This window comes from Vibrio ouci, assembly GCF_004551525.1.
In the GTDB taxonomy this organism is placed as follows: Bacteria; Pseudomonadota; Gammaproteobacteria; order Enterobacterales; family Vibrionaceae; genus Vibrio; species Vibrio ouci.
The window spans coordinates 26,203-47,958 of the sequence record NZ_SATR01000009.1 but is presented as its reverse complement, the minus strand read 5'-3'; the positions used below and the strand labels follow the sequence as shown (position 1 = coordinate 47,958).

General features: G+C 46.7%; 15 protein-coding genes. 8 read left to right on the top strand and 7 right to left on the bottom strand.

What is annotated here, in order from left to right; all coding sequences use genetic code 11:
- Positions 1 to 7: 7 nt before the first annotated feature.
- The 3 genes from pyrB to ELS82_RS07975 form a co-directional block, all read right to left on the bottom strand.
- Positions 8 to 937, bottom strand: coding sequence for an aspartate carbamoyltransferase (gene pyrB, locus ELS82_RS07985; RefSeq protein ID WP_134835028.1), 930 nt, complete (start codon positions 935 to 937; stop codon positions 8 to 10).
- Positions 938 to 1,192: 255 nt separating this feature from the next.
- On the bottom strand, positions 1,193 to 2,197 hold the full coding sequence (locus tag ELS82_RS07980; RefSeq protein ID WP_134835027.1) for an ornithine carbamoyltransferase: 1,005 nt from the start codon (positions 2,195 to 2,197) through the stop codon (positions 1,193 to 1,195).
- A gap of 118 nt (positions 2,198 to 2,315) precedes the next feature.
- On the bottom strand, positions 2,316 to 3,692 hold the full coding sequence (locus ELS82_RS07975) for a PhoH family protein (RefSeq protein ID WP_134835026.1): 1,377 nt from the start codon (positions 3,690 to 3,692) through the stop codon (positions 2,316 to 2,318).
- 472 nt (positions 3,693 to 4,164) lie between these two features.
- On the opposite strand from ELS82_RS07975, the gene rapA reads away from it, so the two are divergent.
- From rapA to ELS82_RS07960, 3 genes are all read left to right on the top strand, one after another.
- Entirely contained in the window at positions 4,165 to 7,074 is a 2,910-nt protein-coding gene (rapA, locus tag ELS82_RS07970) for an RNA polymerase-associated protein RapA (protein ID WP_134835025.1), read from the top strand.
- Positions 7,075 to 7,306: 232 nt separating this feature from the next.
- Positions 7,307 to 8,044, top strand: a complete 738-nt coding sequence (rluA, locus tag ELS82_RS07965; protein WP_134835098.1) for a bifunctional tRNA pseudouridine(32) synthase/23S rRNA pseudouridine(746) synthase RluA — start codon at positions 7,307 to 7,309, stop codon at positions 8,042 to 8,044.
- A 37-nt stretch (positions 8,045 to 8,081) separates the two neighbouring features.
- Entirely contained in the window at positions 8,082 to 9,044 is a 963-nt protein-coding gene (locus tag ELS82_RS07960; RefSeq protein WP_134835024.1) for a D-2-hydroxyacid dehydrogenase, read from the top strand.
- An 83-nt stretch (positions 9,045 to 9,127) separates the two neighbouring features.
- On the opposite strand, the gene ELS82_RS07955 is transcribed toward ELS82_RS07960, so the two are convergent.
- From ELS82_RS07955 to pepA, 3 genes are all read right to left on the bottom strand, one after another.
- The gene (locus tag ELS82_RS07955) at positions 9,128 to 12,001 is read right to left on the bottom strand and encodes a valine--tRNA ligase (RefSeq protein WP_134835023.1); all 2,874 of its coding nucleotides are present in this window, start codon (positions 11,999 to 12,001) and stop codon (positions 9,128 to 9,130) included.
- A gap of 238 nt (positions 12,002 to 12,239) precedes the next feature.
- Complete coding sequence (locus tag ELS82_RS07950; RefSeq protein ID WP_134835022.1) at positions 12,240 to 12,689, bottom strand: DNA polymerase III subunit chi; 450 nt, start codon at positions 12,687 to 12,689, stop codon at positions 12,240 to 12,242.
- Between the two features lie 69 nt (positions 12,690 to 12,758).
- The gene (gene pepA, locus ELS82_RS07945; RefSeq protein ID WP_134835021.1) at positions 12,759 to 14,267 is read right to left on the bottom strand and encodes a leucyl aminopeptidase; all 1,509 of its coding nucleotides are present in this window, start codon (positions 14,265 to 14,267) and stop codon (positions 12,759 to 12,761) included.
- A 191-nt stretch (positions 14,268 to 14,458) separates the two neighbouring features.
- Here pepA and lptF point away from each other — a divergent pair, with 191 nt between their 5' ends.
- Together lptF and lptG are read left to right on the top strand one after the other, a co-directional pair.
- Positions 14,459 to 15,565 (top strand): LPS export ABC transporter permease LptF, encoded by a 1,107-nt coding sequence (lptF, locus tag ELS82_RS07940; RefSeq protein WP_134835020.1) that lies wholly within the window; start codon positions 14,459 to 14,461, stop codon positions 15,563 to 15,565.
- A gap of 3 nt (positions 15,566 to 15,568) precedes the next feature.
- Positions 15,569 to 16,639 carry an LPS export ABC transporter permease LptG gene (gene lptG / locus ELS82_RS07935; protein WP_134835019.1) on the top strand — a complete coding sequence of 357 codons (1,071 nt, stop codon included), beginning with the start codon at positions 15,569 to 15,571 and terminating at the stop codon, positions 16,637 to 16,639.
- A gap of 70 nt (positions 16,640 to 16,709) precedes the next feature.
- Here lptG and mutS read toward each other — a convergent pair whose 3' ends face one another.
- Positions 16,710 to 19,247, bottom strand: a complete 2,538-nt coding sequence (gene mutS / locus ELS82_RS07930) for a DNA mismatch repair protein MutS (protein ID WP_134835097.1) — start codon at positions 19,245 to 19,247, stop codon at positions 16,710 to 16,712.
- Between the two features lie 126 nt (positions 19,248 to 19,373).
- On the opposite strand from mutS, the gene pncC reads away from it, so the two are divergent.
- The 3 genes from pncC (at position 19,374) to recX (ending at position 21,642) form a co-directional block, all read left to right on the top strand.
- Positions 19,374 to 19,865, top strand: a complete 492-nt coding sequence (gene pncC, locus ELS82_RS07925) for a nicotinamide-nucleotide amidase (RefSeq protein ID WP_134835018.1) — start codon at positions 19,374 to 19,376, stop codon at positions 19,863 to 19,865.
- Positions 19,866 to 20,057: 192 nt separating this feature from the next.
- On the top strand, positions 20,058 to 21,104 hold the full coding sequence (gene recA / locus ELS82_RS07920; protein WP_134835017.1) for a recombinase RecA: 1,047 nt from the start codon (positions 20,058 to 20,060) through the stop codon (positions 21,102 to 21,104).
- A 73-nt stretch (positions 21,105 to 21,177) separates the two neighbouring features.
- Positions 21,178 to 21,642, top strand: coding sequence for a recombination regulator RecX (gene recX / locus ELS82_RS07915; protein ID WP_134835016.1), 465 nt, complete (start codon positions 21,178 to 21,180; stop codon positions 21,640 to 21,642).
- Positions 21,643 to 21,756 lie beyond the last annotated feature (114 nt).

Here is a 21,756-nt window from a genome sequence, read left to right as displayed (position 1 = left end):
CTCTCGATTACAGGGTATCGTTTAGAACGAGTGCCAGCAGAGCTTCACGGGCGTATACGCCATTTTCAGCTTGTTGGAAGTAGTACGCATGTGGCGTTTTATCGACATCGACAGTGATTTCATCAACGCGTGGTAGTGGGTGCAGCACTTTCAAGTTTTCGCGTGCACCTTCAAGCAAGGCAGCGGTTAAGATGTAAGCCGATTTGATGTGGGCGTACTCTGATTCGTCGAAACGCTCTTTCTGTACGCGAGTCATGTACAGCACATCCAATTCAGGTACGACGCTTTCCATATCTGTATGTAGGCTGTACTCGATTTCCGCTTCATCTAACTCTTCGCAGATGTAATCTGGCATTGCTAGCGCTTCAGGCGCGATAAAGAAGAAACGTACGTTAGTGAACTTCGCCAGAGCTTGAGTCAGTGAATGGACCGTGCGACCGTATTTAAGGTCACCAACAAAGGCAACATTAAGGTTGTCTAGGCGGCCTTGCGTTTCCGCAATAGAGAATAGGTCGAGAAGTGTTTGGGTCGGGTGCTGGTTAGCGCCGTCACCTGCGTTAATCACAGGTACCCCGTTAGAGAACTCAGAAGCAAGACGTGCGGCGCCTTCTTGTGGGTGGCGCATAACAAAAGCATCAACGTAAGAAGAGATAACTTGAACTGAGTCAGCCAGTGTTTCACCTTTTTTCGCCAGTGAAGTGTTACCACCATTATCAAACCCAATCACGCTGCCGCCAATGCGCTGGATTGCCGTTTCAAAAGAAAGGCGAGTACGAGTCGAAGGTTCAAAGAAACAGCTCGCAATCACTTTGTTTTTGATCAACTCAGGTTTTTGATCGGCCTTAAGCTCACCCGCTGTTTTGACAATCAATTCAAGCTCTTCACGTGAAAGCTCAGGAATTGAGATAATGTGCTTGTTATAAAGCGTGTTGGTCATAATCATCTTCCCATCTGAGTACTAAATTTAGGCAATAAAAAAGCCCCCCATTATGGGAGGCTTTAAAAATCGGCGGAAATAGAAAAACCTAACGCCGGTAAGCATGTTAGCTTACCCAGTGTAATACGCTTTTTAGAGCACGAATTACGTGGCATTGTTTTACTACCTCCAGACAAATTGCCGAGCATTATACGCTGAAGATTGGTGAACGCAAGCGATTACATCGAGGCTTTTTGTGTCGACTTTCGCTGGTTGTTACTGTCCGAGTGTGGCCACCATCACGGCTTTAATGGTGTGCATGCGGTTCTCTGCTTCGTCAAACACAATCGAATATTCAGACTCAAACACTTCATCGGTGACTTCCAGTCCGTTCATGCCATACTTTTCGGCGACCTGTTTACCAATGGTGGTTTCATCATTGTGGAAAGCGGGTAGGCAGTGCATGAATTTCACTTGTGGATTACCTGTTTTTTCAATCACATCCATATTGACTTGATATGGGGTCATTATAGCGACACGTTCATCCCAAGCTTCAGATGCTTCACCCATTGACACCCAAACGTCGGTATAGAGGTAATCACAGCCTTTGACGCCTTCTTCAACATTTTCTGTCAGGGTGATTTTCGCCCCAGTGTGTTGTGCGATTGCCTGGCACTCTTCAACGAGCTCGGCCTCTGGCCAGTAGGCTTTTGGCGCAACTAGGCGGATATCCATGCCCATTTTTGCCGCGCCAACCATGAGTGAATTGCCCATGTTATTACGCGCATCACCGAGGTAAGCGAACTTAATTTGGTGTAGCTGTTTACCACGACCATGCTCCAGCATAGTGAGGAAGTCTGCCAAAATTTGCGTTGGGTGGAATTCGTCGGTCAGACCGTTCCAAACTGGTACGCCAGCATGCGCGCCAAGTTCTTCGACAATCTCTTGACCAAAACCACGGTACTCAATGCCATCGTACATTCTGCCGAGTACGCGAGCGGTATCTTTCATCGATTCTTTTTGGCCGATCTGCGAGCCAGAAGGGCCGATGTAAGAGACTTGCGCACCTTGATCAAAGGCTGCGACTTCAAATGCGCAGCGAGTACGAGTTGAGGCTTTTTCAAAGATCAGAGCAATGTTCTTACCAACCAGCTTTTTCTGCTCCGTACCAGCGTACTTAGCTTTTTTCAGGTCAGCAGAAAGATCCAATAAAAACTGAATTTCTTTCGGGGTGAAATCGAGTAGCTTAACAAAGTTTCTATTACGTAGATTAAAGGCCATGCTCCAGTCCTTGAATGTTTATTCGTTTAATGGAGTTAGTTAAACATACCTAGCCAATGTTTGTGAATAATTATTTTAAATAAATGCCGAGATATGAATTATATCTCGGCAGAAGTGACTATAAATTCTCTTCGGCATATTCCGCAAGGCGGCTGCGAACCACACCGTTGAGGTGGATATTGGCGCTGCCTTCGAAGTTTTTGAATCGTTCAACCATATAGGTTAAACCAGACGTCACAGGGGTAAGGTAGTGCGAATCTATCTGCGCTAAGTTACCAGAGCAGACGATCTTGGTGCCTTCACCACAGCGGGTGATAATGGTCTTAATCTGCGAAGCGGTGAGGTTTTGACACTCATCGAGCAGGACAAAGGCATTTTGGATCGAGCGGCCACGCATAAAGTTGATCGACTTGAACTGAATATTGGCTTTATCACAGATGTACTTGAGTGATCCTTCAGTGCAGTGATCATTTTTATGTAATGCCTCCAAGGTGTCCGTTACCGCGGCAAGCCAAGGCAACATCTTCTCCTCTTCACTTCCCGGTAAGAAACCGATCGCTTCACCGATATCTGGTGTATTACGAGTGACGATGATCTTATCAAATACGCCTCTTTCTATGGTTTGTTCAAGTGCCGAGGCTAAAGCAAGCAGAGTCTTACCACTACCAGCGGCCCCGGTTAAGATTACTAGATCGATGTCAGGGTCGAGTAGGGCATCGAGCGCCATACCTTGGTAGATGTTTTTCGGCGTAATGTCCCACGCGCGGCGATGCATCATGCGCTCACGACTGAGGTCTTTTATCGTTACTGTGTCTTGCTCAATATCTTCAACTCGCCCTGCGAAGTCACTCTCTTCATCAATCACATATTGATTGATGTAGGTTGGCTCGAAAGGTGCTCGGTCTAAGGTGTGGTAAGTTCTGCCTGCGTAATTCTTACTTTCCACTTGGCTGACACCGCTCCAGAAATCCCCTTCGATTTGTTGGAAACCTTTAGTCAGGTATTGAACGTCATCGATTAATTGGTCGGTGCGGTAATCTTCAACAAAGCGCACCCCAGCACCTTTGGCGCGTAATCGCATGTTGATATCTTTGGTGACGAGGATGACTTCACGAGGAGCGCGCTTGTTTTGTAGGTAAAGCACACCGTTGAGTATACGGTTGTCGCCGGCTTTGTCTGCAAAGGCTTTGACGGTTTCTTGCAATTCGAAATCTGCCAATATCGAAATATGGCCGGTGGATTCTTGCTCTTTGTTGATCGGAATCCCTTCTGAAATTTCGTCAGGGGTGGCGTCTTTAAACATCGCTTCAAGTGCTCGAATAGAAACGCGAGCATCTCTGGCAACGTCCCGCTTGCTGTCTTTGATGCGGTCGAGCTCTTCAAGGACTGTCATCGGTACGACGACATCGTGTTCTTTAAATGAGTAGATGGCTAGTGGTTCATGAAGAAGAATATTGGTATCGAGGACAAATAGCTTCCGGTCTGTATCGCCCATAAGCGTCTCCTTGCCGACTTGCGGCTTGCTTACCCCTCATACTTTTGCATGAAGTGGTCTACCTGCATTGCTTGCAGAGATGTAGCCCGGTAATCAGAGATCGCTGATGGTTTGACTACAAATACTGCAAACCCGTGTTGATCGTCATCTTATCAATGCATCTTTCGTACCTACGTTTTTCTGACACTAAAGATGCACACTCATTAATAAGTATAATCGTCTTTCTCAACACTCTTAGTTAGAAGTGCCACTGATTTCTTACACTTTGATGTCAAGCTCAGCTTGAGGAAAAAATTGTTGGTTTTTGAGGCCTTTGTACGTGACCAATGTCACAGCTTCGAGTAAGATTAGCGACCTTTTTCTGCGCAGCGGCTGACACACTTTTTTCCTCGTCAGTTGCCTTTCAAGTTGCGTAAGAACAACTAATATTTATAGACCCATTTTCGAATTAAATAGATGAGGTAGTCGATTCATGACATTTGCTTTGGGCCAGCGCTGGATCAGCGATACGGAAAGCGATTTAGGTTTAGGAACCGTTGTAGCATTGGATGCTCGTACTGTGACACTAATGTTTGCAGCTTCTGAAGAAAACCGAGTTTACGCTCGAAATGATGCGCCTGTAACCCGAGTAACCTTTAACGCTGGCGATGTGATCGAAAGCCAAGAAGGGTGGTCTCTAAAAGTTGAGCAAGTGGTCGAAGACCAAGGCCTATTTAGCTATGTGGGTCAACGTGAAGACAGTGGTGAAGAAGGTGTGGTTTTACGTGAAATCATGCTCAGTAACCAAATCCGCTTTAACAAGCCGCAAGATAAGTTATACGCCGGTCAAATCGATCGTATGGATAACTTTGTACTGCGTTACCGCGCTCTGATGAATCAGTATGAGCAGCATAAGAGCCCAATGCGTGGCCTATGTGGTATGCGTGCCGGTCTGATCCCACATCAGCTTTATATTGCTCATGAAGTGGGTCGCCGTCATGCGCCTCGCGTTCTACTAGCCGATGAAGTAGGTCTAGGTAAAACCATCGAAGCGGGTATGATCATTCACCAACAAGTGTTGGCGGGTCGTGCTGAGCGTATCCTAATCGTGGTACCAGAAACACTGCAACACCAGTGGTTGGTGGAGATGATGCGTCGTTTCAACCTGCACTTCTCTATCTTTGACGAAGAGCGCTGCATCGAAGCGTTTGCTGACTCAGACAACCCATTTGATACACAGCAATATGTACTGTGTTCGCTCGATTTCTTACGTAAGAGCCGTAAACGCTTTGAACAAGCTTTAGAAGGTGAGTGGGATCTACTGGTTGTCGATGAAGCGCACCATCTTGAGTGGAGCCCTGAGAAGCCAAGCCGTGAATACCAAGTGATTGAAGGTTTAGCTGAGCGTACACTTGGCGTATTACTGCTAACGGCAACGCCAGAACAGCTTGGTCGCGAAAGTCACTTTGCGCGTCTACGTCTGCTCGATTCAGACCGCTTCTTTGATTACGAAGAGTTCGTCAAAGAAGAAGAGCAATATGCGCCAGTTGCTGACTCAGTCAGTGCCTTGTTCTCAGGCCAAAAGCTAGAAAACGAAGCCAAGAACCAAATTACTGAGCTACTTTCAGAGCAAGATGTCGAGCCACTGTTCCGCATCATTGAAAGCGACAGTGATGAAGAAGCCAAAGCGGCAGCGCGCCAAGAGCTGATTGATAACCTAATGGACCGTCACGGTACTGGGCGAGTGTTGTTCCGTAACACTCGTGCAGCAATCAAAGGCTTCCCAGTTCGTAACGTTAATTTGCTACCAATGGCGATTCCTCAGCAGTACACTACTTCAATGCGTGTATCAGGCATGATTGGCGGTAAGATCTCACCAGAAGCTCGTGCCGTGAAAAACCTGTACCCGGAAGAGATCTTCCAAGAGTTTGAAGGTGAAGATTCAAGCTGGTGGCAATTTGATAGCCGTGTGAACTGGTTGCTTGAAAAGATTACCGATAAGCGCAGCGAAAAGATTTTAGTTATTGCTTCTCGTGCAAGTACTGCGCTACAGCTAGAGCAAGCACTGCGTGAACGTGAAGGTATTCGTGCGACGGTATTCCACGAAGGCATGTCGATTCTTGAGCGTGATAAAGCAGCAGCTTACTTTGCTCAAGAAGAGGGCGGCGCACAGGTTCTGATCTGTAGTGAGATTGGCTCGGAAGGTCGTAACTTCCAGTTTGCTAACCAGCTAGTGATGTTCGACTTGCCGTTCAACCCAGACCTGCTTGAGCAGCGTATTGGTCGTTTGGACCGCATCGGTCAAAATCGCGATATCGATATTCATGTGCCGTACCTTGAAGGTACTTCGCAGGCGATTCTTGCGCGTTGGTTCGATGAAGGTCTTAATGCCTTTGCTGAAACGTGTCCAACGGGCCGCACTGTGTATGACCAATACTCAGATCGCCTTATCGAGATGCTTGCGTCTGGTGACACCAGTGATTTGGATGAAGTGATTGCTGAATCTGCAGCAATGAACAAAGAGCTTAAAGCGCAGCTAGAGCAAGGTCGTGACCGACTGCTAGAGATGCACTCAAACGGCGGCGATAAAGCGCAAGCGATCGTTGAGAAAATTTCTGCAACCGATGGTGATACAAACCTAGTCACTTTTGCGCTAAGCCTGTTTGATACCATTGGCCTCGATCAAGATGACAAAGGCGAAAATGCCCTAGTTGTAACGCCATCTGAGCACATGTTAGTACCAAGCTACCCAGGCCTACCGTACGAAGGTGCGACCATTACCTTTGATCGCGAAACAGCGCTGTCACGTGAAGATATGAACTTTATCAGTTGGGAACACCCGATGATTCAAGGTGGTATCGACTTGCTGATGAGCGAAGGAGTGGGTGCTACTGCGGTATCACTGCTGAAGAACAAGGCGCTACCTGTTGGCACCATACTACTTGAGCTGGTGTACAAGGTAGATGCGCAAGCGCCGAAGCGCAGTGGTATTAGCCGCTTCCTACCGACTACACCTATTCGTATGATGTTGGACGGTAAAGGCAATGACCTTTCTGCTCAAGTCGAGTTTGAGAGCTTTAACCGTCAGCTGAGCCCTGTTGGTCGTCATATTGCGACTAAGCTCGTGGCGTCAGTTCAAGCGCAAGTGCATCAACTGATTGAAGCGGGCGAGAAGCTGATTGTCGAGAAAGTTGAGGCAATTCGTAATCAAGCTCAACAAGAGATGCAAGCAAGTTTGAACTCTGAGCTAGAACGTCTGCAAGCGTTGAAAGCGGTTAACCCGAACATTCGTGATGAAGAGATTGAAGCGATTGATGCGCAAATCAAAGAGCTAACGGGCTACATCAGCCAAGCTCAGTATCAATTGGATTCTCTACGTATGATTGTTGTATCGCATAACTAATTTTCGCTTCACACGTCATTCCTGAATCGAGGTACGAGATGTCAGGAATCTCTCAATAGGTTAGAGATTCCCGACTACACTCCTTCGTCGTTATCGGGAATGACCAAAATGCGTCATTCCTGAATTGAGGAACGAAATGTCAGGAATCTCTTAAATGGTTAGAGATTCCCAACTACGCTCCTTCGTCACTATCGAAGTGGCGTTTTTGTTTTTATCGGATAGAGATTCTTTCATGGCAATGACCGAATACAACCCGCCGCGTGAACCTTGGGTTGATATCGTATTTGAAGATCAGCACATCTTAGTGGCGAACAAGCCTTCTGGACTACTTTCTGTTCCAGGTCGTTTGGCGGAGCACTATGACAGTATTTGGTCACGTTTGGTCGAAACCTATCCAGACATTCAAGTGGTACATCGACTGGATATGGATACCTCGGGCTTGATGCTATTTGCCAAGCATAAAGAGGCAGAGCGTTCGCTTAAAAAGCAGTTTCAATATCGTCTCACCCACAAAGTCTACTATGCGCGAGTATGGGGACACCCTGAGCAGCAAAGTGGACAAGTTGATTTACCTTTGATTGGTGATTGGCCAAATCGCCCGAAACAGAAAGTGTGCTATCAAGATGGCAAGCCATCGCAGACTTTGTATCAGGTGGTTAAGCAGGAAGAGAAAACTGCGATTGTGCGTCTATTGCCGATTACTGGGCGCTCTCATCAATTAAGAGTTCATATGCAAGCACTAGGTCACCCTATCGTTGGCGATGAGTTCTACTCTGAAGGGGAAGCGTTTGAGTTTTCTGAGCGACTTGAGCTACATGCTGCCGAATTGAGCTTTTACCACCCTGATAGTGAACTACTGCAAACTATCTTCGTCCCATGTGACTTTTATCTTGAAGCAGACAGCGTAATCTTTAACTATTTCAATCCAGTAAAAGAATTACCTGACTATAAAAAGCTGCCTCGCCCATAACAGATACGGATAACTGCTGGCAGCACAAGGAGAAGCTATGTCGCTGCCAAAGGTTGTTTTTCTCGATCGAGCCACGATCCCTCTACAGATCGAATTACCTCAATTGCCATTTGATCATCAATGGCTCGAATACGATCTGACATCTTCCGATCAAATTGTTGAACGCTTGCAAGACGCGCAGATCGTCATCACCAATAAAGTGGTTTTGGATCGCGATGTCTTAAGTCAGTTACCTAAGCTAAAAATGATCGCCATTGCTGCAACGGGGTTTAATAACGTCGATGTTCAATGCTGTAAGGATCTGGGCATTGCTGTTGCGAACGTTCAAGGTTACGCCACTCAGTCGGTACCTGAGCATGTGATTGCGATGATGTTTGCGCTCAAACGCAACTTAAAAGGCTATCACAATGATATTGCTGCCGGAGAATGGCAGCGCAACAAGCAGTTTTGTTTCTTTACTCACCCGATCAGCGATACCGCGGGTTCAACACTGGGTGTGATTGGTAGTGGCGCACTCGGCCAAGCAACCGCGGCTTTAGCAAAAGCATTGGGCATGCAGGTAGTGTTTGCTGAGCGCAAAGGGGCAGAGCAGTGCCGAGAGGGCTATGTGCCATTTGAGCAAGTTCTGGCTTCTAGTGATGTGGTGACATTACACTGTCCTCTTAACGAACAAACTCGTCACTTGATTGGACGCCAAGAGCTTTGTTCGATGAAACCAAGCAGTATCATTATCAATACAGGCCGTGGTGGTTTAGTTGATGAAGAAGCTTTGATTGACGCTCTAAAAGACGGAGTTATTCGAGGCGCAGGATTTGATGTCTTCACTGATGAGCCAGCCGATGAAAGTAACTCTCTCATTGCCAACATGCATCTACCCAATTTGTTACTTACCCCTCATATTGCTTGGGGAAGTGATTCGTCGATTCAGAATCTGGCGAATATCCTCATCGATAATATTGTTGCGTTTGTTGAAGGTCGCGAACAAAATCGTGTGGCGTAGAACTGAGCAACTAATTGAAATATGGAAATAAAAAAAGCTGGTCGAGTGACCAGCTTTTTTGTTTTTACTACTTGAAGCGAAGATTACAGCGCAGCAATTGTTGCTTTCTGTTCTTCAAGCTTCGCTAGTGTCTCTTGGTAGCCAACTAGCTTCTCACGCTCTTTCGCGATAACCGCTTCTGGTGCTTTAGCAACGAAACCTTCGTTACCTAGCTTGCCTTCGATACGCTTGATTTCGCCGTGCGTTTTTTGCACTTCTTTATCAAGACGAGCAAGTTCAGCGTCTTTATCGATCAGACCTGCCATTGGGATCATCAGCTCAGATTGACCCACTAGCTTAGTCGCACATGCTGGAGTCTCAGCGTCGCCTGCAAGAACAGTTAGGCTATCTAGTTTCGCAAGAGAGTTCAGAACCACCTTGCTCGCTTCGATACGCGCCGCGTCTTTCTCGTTAGCAACCTTGATCATTACTTCTAGACCTTTGCTAGGTGCAATGTCGTACTCTGCACGTAGGTTACGGATAGCAGTAATGAAAGTCTTAACCCATTCGATGTCTTCTACGATCTCAGCGTTGAAGTTCTCTTCGTTAAACTGAGGAAGCGCTTGAGTCATGATAGTGTCGCCTTCAACACCATCTACTAGCGGCTTAACGCTCTGCCAGATAGATTCAGTGATGTAAGGAAGCACTGGGTGAGCAAGGCGAAGGGTCTTCTCTAGAACTGTGATCAGCATGTAGCGAGTTGCTTGTTGCTGAGCTTCTGTACCTTTCCATAGAACCGGTTTAGTTAGCTCTAGGTACCAGTCACAGAATTGGTTCCAGATGAATTCGTAAAGCGTGTTTGCTGCCATGTCTAGACGGTAGTTGTCTAGGTGAGCGTTAAACTCTTTCGCTGCTAGTTCAAACTGAGATTCAATCCACTTATCTGCTAGAGAGAATTCCATGCTTGCACGGTCTTCTGCAGATAGTGACATGCCACAATCGTGCTCTTCTGTGTTCATCAGTACGTAACGGCTTGCGTTCCATAGCTTGTTACAGAAGTTACGGTAACCTTCAAGACGCTTCATGTCCCAGTTGATGTCACGGCCAGTTGAAGCCATAGCAGCAAGGGTGAAACGCAGTGCGTCAGTACCGTATGGTTCGATACCGTTTTCGAAAGTCTTACGTGTGTTCTTCTCGATCTTCTTCGCTAGCTGAGGCTGCATCATGTTGCCACAGCGCTTCTCTACTAGAGACTCAAGGTCGATACCATCGATCATGTCGATAGGGTCAAGTACGTTACCTTTAGACTTAGACATTTTGTCGCCGTTTTCGTCACGGATTAGACCCGTTACGTAAACTGTCTTAAATGGTACTTGCGCTTTACCATTTTCATCTTTGTTGAAGTGCATGGTCATCATGATCATACGTGCAACCCAGAAGAAGATGATGTCGAAACCGGTTACTAGCACGTCTGAAGGGTGGAATGTCTTCAGGTCTTCAGTTTGCTCAGGCCAGCCTTGAGTACCGAACGTCCATAACGCAGAAGAGAACCATGTATCGAGTACATCGTCGTCTTGGCGAAGAACAACGACAGGTGCAAGGTTGTTGTTGGCACGTACTTCTTCTTCAGTACGACCTACATATACGTTGCCGTCGTTGTCGTACCATGCTGGGATACGGTGACCCCACCAAAGCTGACGAGAGATACACCAGTCTTGAATGTCACGCATCCAAGAGAAGTACATGTTTTCGTATTGCTTAGGTACGAACTGGATGTCGCCATCTTCAACTGCTTTAACTGCTGGTTCTGCAAGAGGTGCAGCGCGTACGTACCATTGGTCTGTTAGCATTGGTTCGATAACCACGCCACCACGGTCACCGTAAGGTACCGTTAGGTCGTGATCTTTGATCTCATCAAGAAGACCAAGCTCTTCGAATTCAGCAACGATAGCTTTACGAGCAGCGAAACGCTCCATACCGTGGTATTTAGCTGGTAGCTCAGTAGAGTAAACATCGCTTGCTTCACCGTTAGTGGTGAATACTTCAGCCGCATCACGGATATCAGCGTTGAAGGTTAGGATGTTGATCATTGGCAGTTGGTGACGCTTACCAACTTCGTAGTCATTGAAATCGTGCGCAGGCGTGATCTTCACACAGCCCGTGCCTTTTTCCATATCTGCATGCTCATCGCCTACGATAGGGATCAGACGGTTAACGATAGGAAGTAGGATTTCTTTACCGATAAGATCTTTGTAACGTGGATCTTCTGGGTTCACAGCAACGCCAGTATCACCAAGCATTGTTTCAGGACGAGTGGTCGCAACAACAATGTAGTCTTTACCTTCAGCTGTTTTCACGCCGTTTGCTAGCGGGTAGCGGAAGTGCCACATGTGGCCTTTTTTGTCTTTGTTTTCAACTTCAAGATCAGAAATTGCAGTGTGCAGTTTAGGATCCCAGTTTACTAGACGCTTACCACGGTAGATTAGGTCATCTTCGTATAGGCGAACAAATACTTCTTGAACAGCGTTAGACAGGCCGTCATCCATTGTGAAGCGCTCACGATCCCAGTCAACAGATGCGCCAAGGCGACGAAGCTGTTTAGTGATAGTGCCACCAGACTCGTTCTTCCATTCCCAGATTTTGTCGATGAAAGCATCACGACCGTAATCGTGTTTAGTTTTGCCTTCTTCTGCAGCGATCTTACGCTCAACAACCATCTGAGTTGCGATACCAGCGTGGTCAGTACCTACTTGCCAAAGAGTGTTTTTACCCTTCATACGTTCAGCACGGATTAGAGTATCCATGATCGTATCTTGGAACGCGTGGCCCATGTGCAAGCTACCAGTGACGTTCGGTGGCGGGATCATGATGCTGTAAGCTTCTTTAGTCGTGTCACCGTGTGGCTTGAAGTAGCCTTTCTCTTCCCAAGCTTGGTATAAAGCTTGTTCGATTGAAGTTGGGTTATATGTCTTTTCCATAGTCGCCTTTTTTCTCGTCATATTTGGGCTGATAGCGGCGTTAACAGCATTCACAAACCCTAATCAAATACTCAAGGTATATTCATAGGGATTTGCTCATTTGTTGCCTTGCTCTAAGCCCAACTATTTAGAGAAAATCTTATCTGGTTGATGGTAAATCTGAGTCAATCATTATAAGTGAACTCTCTAAGTGGAGAGCTTAACTATAAAGATTGACCGGTTGCATATTTTGTTGCTGCTAGCTGTGCGCGATCTCGATCGTTTGTAGCTGATAGCCCGCTTGGCGGTAGATTTTATATCTTTCTCGCGCCAGTTGCTTGGCTTTTTCTTCGCAAGGGACGAAGTCTACCACCTCAGCAAACTTGTTCGCAAAGGTTGTATCATTTTCCGCCAAATTTATTACTAATTGTCTATTCCAAGAAGGTCTCACTCCTTGGTAGCCGATTTCAATGTTGGTGGCATATTTCGGCCCTTCGCCAACGAGATTATGGGCGATAAACTCTTTGGCATCGACTTGCCAGAACAATTCAGCAATCTGTTCGGCATGAGCTTTGTCATGGCAGTTGAGATAAACCTTAGCGTTTTGTTTGGCAAAATGCTTAGCAAGAAACAGTACATACTCACCAAACCCTTTAGCTTTCGCTTGAGGAGAGTCGGGAGTGATGATGTAAAACGTCGCGTTTGCCATGCTTGTCTCAGTCTACTTAATCGAGAGATACAAAAAAGGGCCTTGCGGCCCTTTTAAACAATGTGAGGATTATTCCTCTGCGTCTTGGCCACTGCGGTTAAGCAAGAATTGGACAAGCATTGAGACTGGACGGCCCGTTGAGCCTTTCGCAGCACCAGACTTCCACGCAGTACCTGCGATGTCGATGTGCGCCCAGTGGTATTTCTTCGCGAACTTAGATAGGAAACAACCCGCAGTAATAGTACCGCCAGGGCGGCCGCCGATGTTTGCCATATCCGCAAATGGGCTCTTCAGCTGCTCGTGGTACTCGTCTGCCATTGGTAGACGCCATGCACGGTCGCTTGCTTGCTCAGAAGCGTTAACCAGTTCGTGAGATAGAGGGTTATGGTTTGAGATAACGCCGCTGATGTGGTGGCCTAGTGCGATAACACATGCACCCGTTAGCGTTGCTACATCAACCACACACTCAGGTTCAAAGCGCTCAACGTAAGTCAGCGCATCACACAGTACTAGACGGCCTTCAGCATCAGTGTTTAGCACTTCAACTGTTTGACCTGACATAGTTGTTAGGATGTCACCTGGACGGTAAGCGTTGCTGCCTGGCATGTTTTCACAGCCTGCTAGAACACCAATAACATTGATTGGTAGGTTCAGCTTAGCTAGCGCTTTCATGGTACCGAATACCGATGCTGCACCACACATGTCGTACTTCATCTCATCCATGCCTTCGCCTGGCTTAAGTGAAATACCGCCTGAATCGAAGGTTAGACCTTTACCAACAAGAACGATTGGTTTCGCATCTGAATCTGGGTTGCCCTTGTACTCCATGATAGACATCATAGATTCGTTTTTAGAACCGCGACCTACTGCTAGGTATGAAGTCATACCCAGTTTTTCCATCTCTTGCTCACCAATGATCTTAGTTGTCACTGTCTCGTAGTCATCCGCTAGGCGACGTGCTTGAGAAGCTAGGTAAGCAGGGTTAGCGATGTTTGGCGGCATGTTGCCAAGGTCTTTCGATGCTTTCACACCAGAAGAGATTGCTAGACCGTGTGCGATCGCTTTCTCGCCAAGGTTTAGCTCACGACGTGTTGGTACGTTGAATACTAGCTTACGTAGTGGGCGACGCGTTTCTGGCTTTTGGCTCTTGAATTGATCAAAAGTGTAAAGACCGTCTTTAGTTGCTTCAACTGCCTGACGTACTTTCCAGTAGGTGTCACGGCCTTTAACGTGCAGTTCAGTTAGGAAACATACTGCTTCCATCGAACCTGTTTCGTTAAGTGTGTTGATGGTCTTTTGAATAATTTCTTTGTACTGGCGCTCGCCTAGCTCACGTTCTTTGCCGCAACCGACGAGTAGAACGCGCTCAGATAGCACTCCTGGTACTTGATGAAGCAGGAGCATTTGCCCCGGTTTACCTTCCAGGTCACCGCGGCGAAGCAATGAGCTGATATAGCCGTCACTGATTTTATCTAGCTGCTCAGCAACTGGAGAAAGGCGACGTGGCTCGAACACGCCTACAACGATACACGCGCTGCGCTGTTTCTCTGGACTGCCACTTTTTACACTGAACTCCATGCGTACTCCTACATCCTGAAGACAAATAGAACTAAATGTTAGATAATGCCATCTTACTTGTTGATTCCTTACTCGGAACTATCTTTAAATAAGCGTATTAACAGTTAGCCAAAAAATTTAAAAATAAAAGGTTCAACGGGAAATTATAGTGATTCAATTAAAAAAACAAGTTTTGTATAGGTAATTTCAGCGTGATTATTGTTAGATATTTGATCCGCGAGACACTGAAGAGTCAATTAGCGATATTTTTTATCCTGTTTTTAGTGTTCCTCAGCCAAAAATTGATCAAAGTACTGGCTGATGCCTCAGATGGTGATATCCCGGCAAGTTTGGTCATGCACTATGTCGCATTGAGCATGCCATCAATGGGATTATTGATGCTGCCGCTGAGTTTATTCTTAGGTATTTTGCTGACATTTGGTCGCCTGTATGCGGAAAGTGAAATTACTGTGATGAACGCGACAGGGATTGGTAACAAATTCCTGATCCGTGCTGCGCTATACCTAGCGGTGATTACTGGCCTAATTGCTGGCTTCAACTCGTTCTACTTTGCGCCGTATAGCCAAGATAAGCTAGTACAGCTTCAGGAAGAAGTGGAAGCTGAAAATAGTGTTGATTTACTGAAGAAGGGCCAATTCCAAGGTACCCCGGATGGTTCCTCGGTAGTGTTTATTGATGATATCGACGGCAAGCAACTTAAACATGTGTTCGTTGCTCAGATGCGACCACGCGATTCAATTTTACCGAGTGTTTCTTTTTCACAGTCAGGTGAAGTGAAAGAGCTCAGTGACGGTCGCCAAGTTATTCGTATGTACGACGGTACTCGCTATGAGGGTGTCCCCACTCGTGTTGACTACATGGTGACAGAGTTTGACCAGTATGAAGGTCTTATCGGCCAACGAGATGTGAAACGTAAAGGTCGAGACTGGGAAGCGCTGCCGACTCTGGAGCTGATGAAAAATCCTGATCCACGCGCTCAAGCTGAGCTGCAGTGGCGAATCTCTCTGGTGGTTTGTATCCCACTACTAACGATGTTGGTGGTGCCATTATCTGCAGTTAACCCTCGTCAGGGACGTTTTGCCAAGATGGGGCCAGCGATTTTGATTTACTTAGCGTATTTCTTATCGATCAGTGCGACTAAGTCAGCGTTGGAAGATGGCTCAATCCCTACCATGGTGGGTATGTGGCCAATTAACGCAGCACTGCTGTTGACCGCAATCGGTATTAACTCGATGGACAGTATTCCTGTTCGCCGCTTTAAAGATAAACTAAGACAAAGAAAGAATAAGGCAGCGTAAGTCGTGTTTAAAATTCTCGATCTGTATATCGGCAAGACCATCATTGCCACTACTTCTTTAGTTCTGGCGACCTTTGTTGGCCTGTCTGCGATTATCAAATACGTTGAGCAGCTACGTAAAGTGGGCCAAGGCACTTATGATTTGCTGCAAGCGCTGCTTTACGTGCTACTGAGTATTCCGCGTGATATCGAAATGTTCTTCCCAATGGCGGCTCTGTTAGGCGCTTTGATTGGTTTAGGCATGTTGGCATCAAGCTCTGAGCTTGTGGTTATGCAGGCGGCAGGTTTCTCTAAGCTAGATATCGGCCTTTCGGTATTGAAAACCGCAGTCCCGCTAATGATCATGGTGACGTTACTGGGTCAGTGGGGTGCGCCGCAAGCACAGAAAGCCGCCCGCGATCTACGTGCAATGTCTACCTCAGGTGGCGCGCTGTTATCAGTGAGAACCGGGGTATGGGCGCGCGACGCCAACGACTTTATCTTTATCGGTAAAGTGGAAGATGACACCATCTATGGTATGAACATGTGGCGCTTTGATGAGAACAAGCATCTAGAGAGCGTGGTGCATGCTAAGCGAGTCGATTATGTCTCTGACAACACTTGGATGATGAAAGATGTTCAGTTGACGGAAATGGTCGATGAAATTGAGATTTCCAAGCATACCCTTCCTGAGTATAGCTGGACGACCTCGCTGGCACCGGACAAGCTTGCGGTTGTGACGGTGAAACCAGAAGAGCTTTCATTAGGTGGCTTATACGATTACGTCAGTTACCTAAAAGCGTCAGAGCAAGATCCTTCTCGTTATGAATTGGCGTTTTGGCGTAAAGTGACTCAGCCATTCTCTATCGCGGTAATGATGCTGATGGCGCTGTCGTTTATCTTTGGCCCACTACGTAGCGTAACCATGGGCGCGCGTATTCTTTCTGGTGTGATAGCAGGCTTTACCTTCTATATCTCCAGTGAGTTCTTCGGCCCGCTCAGCTTGGTATATAACATTCCACCTGTGTTTGGTGCGGTGATGCCAAGTATTGTGTTCTTAACCATTGCCTTAATGTTGTTGAGACGAAAACTGTAGCAACAGACCCAATAAAAAACGGCAGCCTAACTAGGCTGCCGTTTTTGTTTGGTTTCTTGCGTCTGGGCGCTTAAAGCAGTTTCTTCAAACGATACAATTCTTCCAGCGCTTGACGTGGAGTCAAATCATCTGGGTCGATATTGGCCAGTGCTTCTTCTACTTCACTTGGCTCTGGAATCAGACTTAATTGGTTAGCAATATCTACTGCGCTGCTTAGTGCAGACGACGCTTCGTTTTGACCTAGTTGTTCAAGCTGAGTCAACTTAGCTCGTGCATTCTTAATCACGCTCTTTGGTACGCCAGCTAAACCAGCTACCGCAAGACCGTAAGATTTGCTCGCTGCACCTTCTTGGACCGCATGCATAAAGGCAATGCTATCACCGTGTTCAACCGCATCTAAGTGAACATTAGCTAAGTGTGGGATCTGATTTGGCAGCTCAGTTAGCTCAAAGTAGTGAGTGGCAAATAAGGTCATTGAACCTAACTCTTTAGCGAGCCACTCGGCACTTGCCCAAGCCAGCGACAGACCATCATAAGTACTGGTACCACGGCCGATCTCATCCATTAGCACTAAGCTGTTGGCGGTTGCGTTGTGCAGAATGTTAGCCGTTTCTGTCATCTCGACCATAAAGGTTGAACGACCTGAAGCTAAGTCATCTGATGCGCCAATTCGAGTGAAGATACGATCTACAGAGCCAATCTGAGCCGACTCAGCTGGCACGTATGAACCAATATGAGCCATCAGTGCGATCAGTGCTGTTTGACGCATATAGGTCGACTTACCACCCATGTTTGGACCGGTAATAATCAACATCTTACGTTGTGGGTTTAAGTCAATTGGGTTAGCAATAAATGGTTCATTCATTACTTGTTCAACCACAGGGTGGCGACCCGCTTGAATATGAATGCCAGGCTCTTTAGTCAAGTTAGGGCGACAGTAATCAAGGCTGTCTGCGCGTTCGGCTAGGTTCTGAAGAACATCAATTTGCGAAACCGCAGAGGCTAAGTTTTGCAACTGCTCAAGATGCGGTAGAAGCAAGTCAAACAGCTCTTCCCACAGCTGTTTTTCTAGCGCCAGTGCTTTTGACTTAGAATTAAGTACTTTATCTTCGTGCTCTTTGAGCTCAGGGATGATGTAACGCTCAGCATTCTTTAGCGTCTGACGACGTACATAGTGTGGTGGCACTAAATGGCTTTGACCGCGGCTTACCTGAATAAAGAAACCATGGACATTGTTGTAGCCAACCTTGAGCGAATCGATGCCGTGGCGTTCACGTTCATCTTGCTCCATCTGCTCTAAGTATTCAGTAGCGCCATCAGCCAGTTTACGCCACTCGTCCAACTCTGCATTGTAGCCTTCAGCAATGACGCCACCATCACGAATAACGACTGGTGGGTTTTCTTTGATTGCGCGTTCTAACAGCTCACAAACTTCGTCCATTGGTGCGGCATATTGCGCTAACTTGATTAAGTAAGAGTGGTTGAGCGAGCGCATCAGTTCAGACAGTTCTGGTAACTGCTGCATCGCAAAGCGTAGGCGAGCCATATCGCGTGGGCGAGCACTACGCAGCGCCAAACGTGCCAGAATACGTTCAATATCACCAATCTGCTTAAGTACTGGGTGTAAGTCGCCAAACAGTGCTTCATCTTTCAGCTCTGAAATGGCGTCAAGGCGGTGATTAAGCGTATCGATGTCGCGCATCGGCTGATGTAGCCAACGCTTTAGCATTCGGCTGCCCATAGCGGTTGCGGTATGATCGAGCACTTCCGCTAAGGTGTTATCAGTGCCACCGGCTAGATTTTGAGTCAGTTCAAGGTTGCGGCGAGTTGCAGCATCAAGAATCACCGAATGATCTTGGCGATCAAATGTTAACGAACGAATATGAGGCAGGGCAGTACGTTGAGTATCTTTAACGTACTGGATCAAACAGCCAGCGGCACATAAACCCAGTTTGGCATTTTCAACGCCGAAACCAACCAGGTCACGAGTACCAAACTGTTGGTTGAGCTGCTGCTTAGCAGTATCGAGTTCAAACTCCCACACAGGGCGACGACGATTACCGTTGCGCGCAGACATCAGGTGCACTGGTTCAAAGTCTTCTGGGAACAGCAGTTCGCGTGGAGAGGTGCGTTGTAGCTCTGCCGCCATCGCCTCCTCTGTTTCTGGCTCCATAAGTTGGAAGCGACCAGAAGTGACATCAAGTGTTGCGTAGCCAAATTTACCGTTATGGTAATAAATCGCCGCGATCAGGTTATCTAAACGCTCAGACAGTAATGCTTCATCGGTTACGGTACCTGGCGTAACGATCCTTACCACAGCGCGCTCAACTGGCCCTTTGCTAGTTGCTGGGTCGCCAATTTGTTCACAGATCGCTACTGACTCACCAAGCTGAACTAGCTTTGCTAAATAGCCTTCCACAGCGTGGAAAGGTACACCAGCCATCGGGATCGGCTCACCCGCAGAAGCGCCGCGCTTGGTCAGTGAAATATCGAGTAGTTGAGAGGCGCGTTTGGCATCATCATAGAAAAGCTCGTAGAAATCGCCCATGCGATAGAACAACATGATGTCGGGGTTCTCAGCTTTTAGCTTGAGGTACTGCTGCATCATGGGAGTATGTTTTTGCTTTTCTTTCTCAGGTAACGCTTTCACAGGCAAAATCTTTCGTTTATTTCTATTGCGGCTTAGGATACGTGAATAGCCAGTGAGCGAAAAGATGCAAAAGGGGATTTGGACATGGAATCACAGCAAAATCAGGCAAAGCAACTCGGAAACTTACTAGAGCAACACCAATTGGTGATGACGACGGCTGAGTCTTGCACTGGTGGAGGTGTTGCCGCGGCGATTACAGACATCGCTGGCAGCTCCGCTTGGTTTGACCGTGCGTTTATTACTTACAGCAATGAAGCCAAGATGGAGATGCTTGGTGTTGGGGAAAATACCCTTGAACAGCATGGAGCCGTGAGTGAAGCCACTGTGGTTGAAATGGTGCAAGGCGCTTTGAAGCATTCGCATGCCAATATTGGTGTTTCCATTAGTGGTATTGCCGGGCCTGGAGGTGGAACCGAAGCCAAGCCTGTAGGTACAGTTTGCTTTGCTTGGGCAGATAAACAAGGCTGGCAGAAAGTAGCAACGCATTGTTTTTCGGGCGATAGGGCAGAGGTACGAAGCAAGGCAGTAGAGTGCGCACTGACAGTACTGTATGAAGAACTGATTAGCCGAGGCTAAATACTGATTGGTGAATTTTAAGTTATTAAAAATCAGTTAGATATCACTAAAAAACAAAAAAAATCCATACAGCTATAGACACTGTATGAATCAACAGTATAATGACTTTCATTGATTGTTCAGAGTATACGACTGAACGGAAGAATTTAGATCGATAATCATCAGTACAAGATGAATCATTTGGAGAAAGTGATGGACGAGAACAAACAGAAAGCGCTCGCCGCTGCGCTAGGTCAGATTGAAAAGCAATTCGGTAAAGGTTCAATCATGCGCCTTGGTGACAACCGCGCAATGGACGTAGAAACAATCTCTACAGGTTCACTTTCTCTTGATATCGCCCTAGGTGCTGGTGGCCTTCCGATGGGTCGTATCGTAGAAATCTACGGTCCTGAATCATCGGGTAAAACGACGCTAACTCTTGAGTGTATCGCTGCGGCGCAAAAACAAGGTAAAACTTGTGCGTTTATCGATGCTGAGCACGCACTTGATCCTGTTTACGCGAAGAAGCTTGGTGTTGATATTGATGCACTTCTTGTTTCTCAGCCAGACACTGGTGAGCAAGCACTGGAAATCTGTGACGCGCTAGCTCGTTCAGGTGCTATCGACGTAATGGTTGTTGACTCGGTTGCAGCTCTAACGCCTAAAGCGGAAATCGAAGGCGAAATGGGCGACAGCCACATGGGTCTTCAAGCGCGTATGCTTTCTCAAGCTATGCGTAAGCTAACAGGTAACCTGAAGCAGTCTAACTGTATGTGTATCTTCATCAACCAAATCCGCATGAAGATTGGTGTGATGTTTGGTAACCCAGAAACAACAACGGGTGGTAACGCACTTAAGTTCTACGCATCGGTTCGTCTTGATATTCGCCGTACTGGTTCAATCAAAGAAGGTGATGAAGTTGTCGGTAACGAAACTCGCATCAAGGTTGTGAAGAACAAGATCGCTGCACCATTTAAGCAAGCAGAAACCCAAATTCTATATGGCCAAGGCTTCAACCGTGAAGGTGAGCTAATTGACCTAGGTGTTAAGCACAAGCTAATTGAAAAAGCGGGTGCATGGTACAGCTACAATGGCGATAAGATCGGTCAAGGTAAAGCGAACGCAGGTAAGTTCCTACGTGAGAATACTGAAGCGGCTAAGACTATCGATTCTAAACTGCGTGAAATGCTGCTGTCACCAGCAGAAGTTCAGCCAGATGACGCTGAACTAGGCCAAATGCCTGAGCAAGAAGAGCTATAACTCAGCCCTATCAATTTAAAGCCCTGCTTATGCGGGGCTTTGTCGTATTTAGAATATGAGAATTTAATCCGACATGTTCCAAAGAAAACCACCAACACTGTCGAGTAAAGAAGCCGCAATTCAACTGCTTAGCCGCCGCGATCATGGTGAGTATGAGATGTATCAGAAACTTAGTTTGAAAGGTTACGAAGATGATGCGATTCAAGAAGCGATTAATTTTTGCTTAGATCATAATTACTTAGATGATCTTCGCTACGCTAAGAGCCAGGTGAGACAGCATGTCTATAAAGGGCATGGTGAGCGCCGCATTCGCCAAGAGCTAAATCAAAAGCGTGTTTCTGAATCAGTGATAGAAAAAGCGATGGAAGAAGAACCGCAGGATTGGTTTGAACTGGCCAAAAGTGCTGCAGAGAAGAAATTTAAAGGAATTAAGGCAAAAGACCAAAAAGAGTACGCAAAACAGGTGCGTTTTCTCCAATATCGCGGTTATAGCTTTGAGCAAATCAGCTATGCACTCAGTTCAGAAAGCGAGGATTGAGAGTAAAAATTCCCTTCAATTTGACTATTTAGTTTCAAATCCCCCAGCAAAAAGCTCTTTTATGCAAGAAAACTAGTCGTAGCGTTAACCATGATCTACAATAGCGCAAAATTC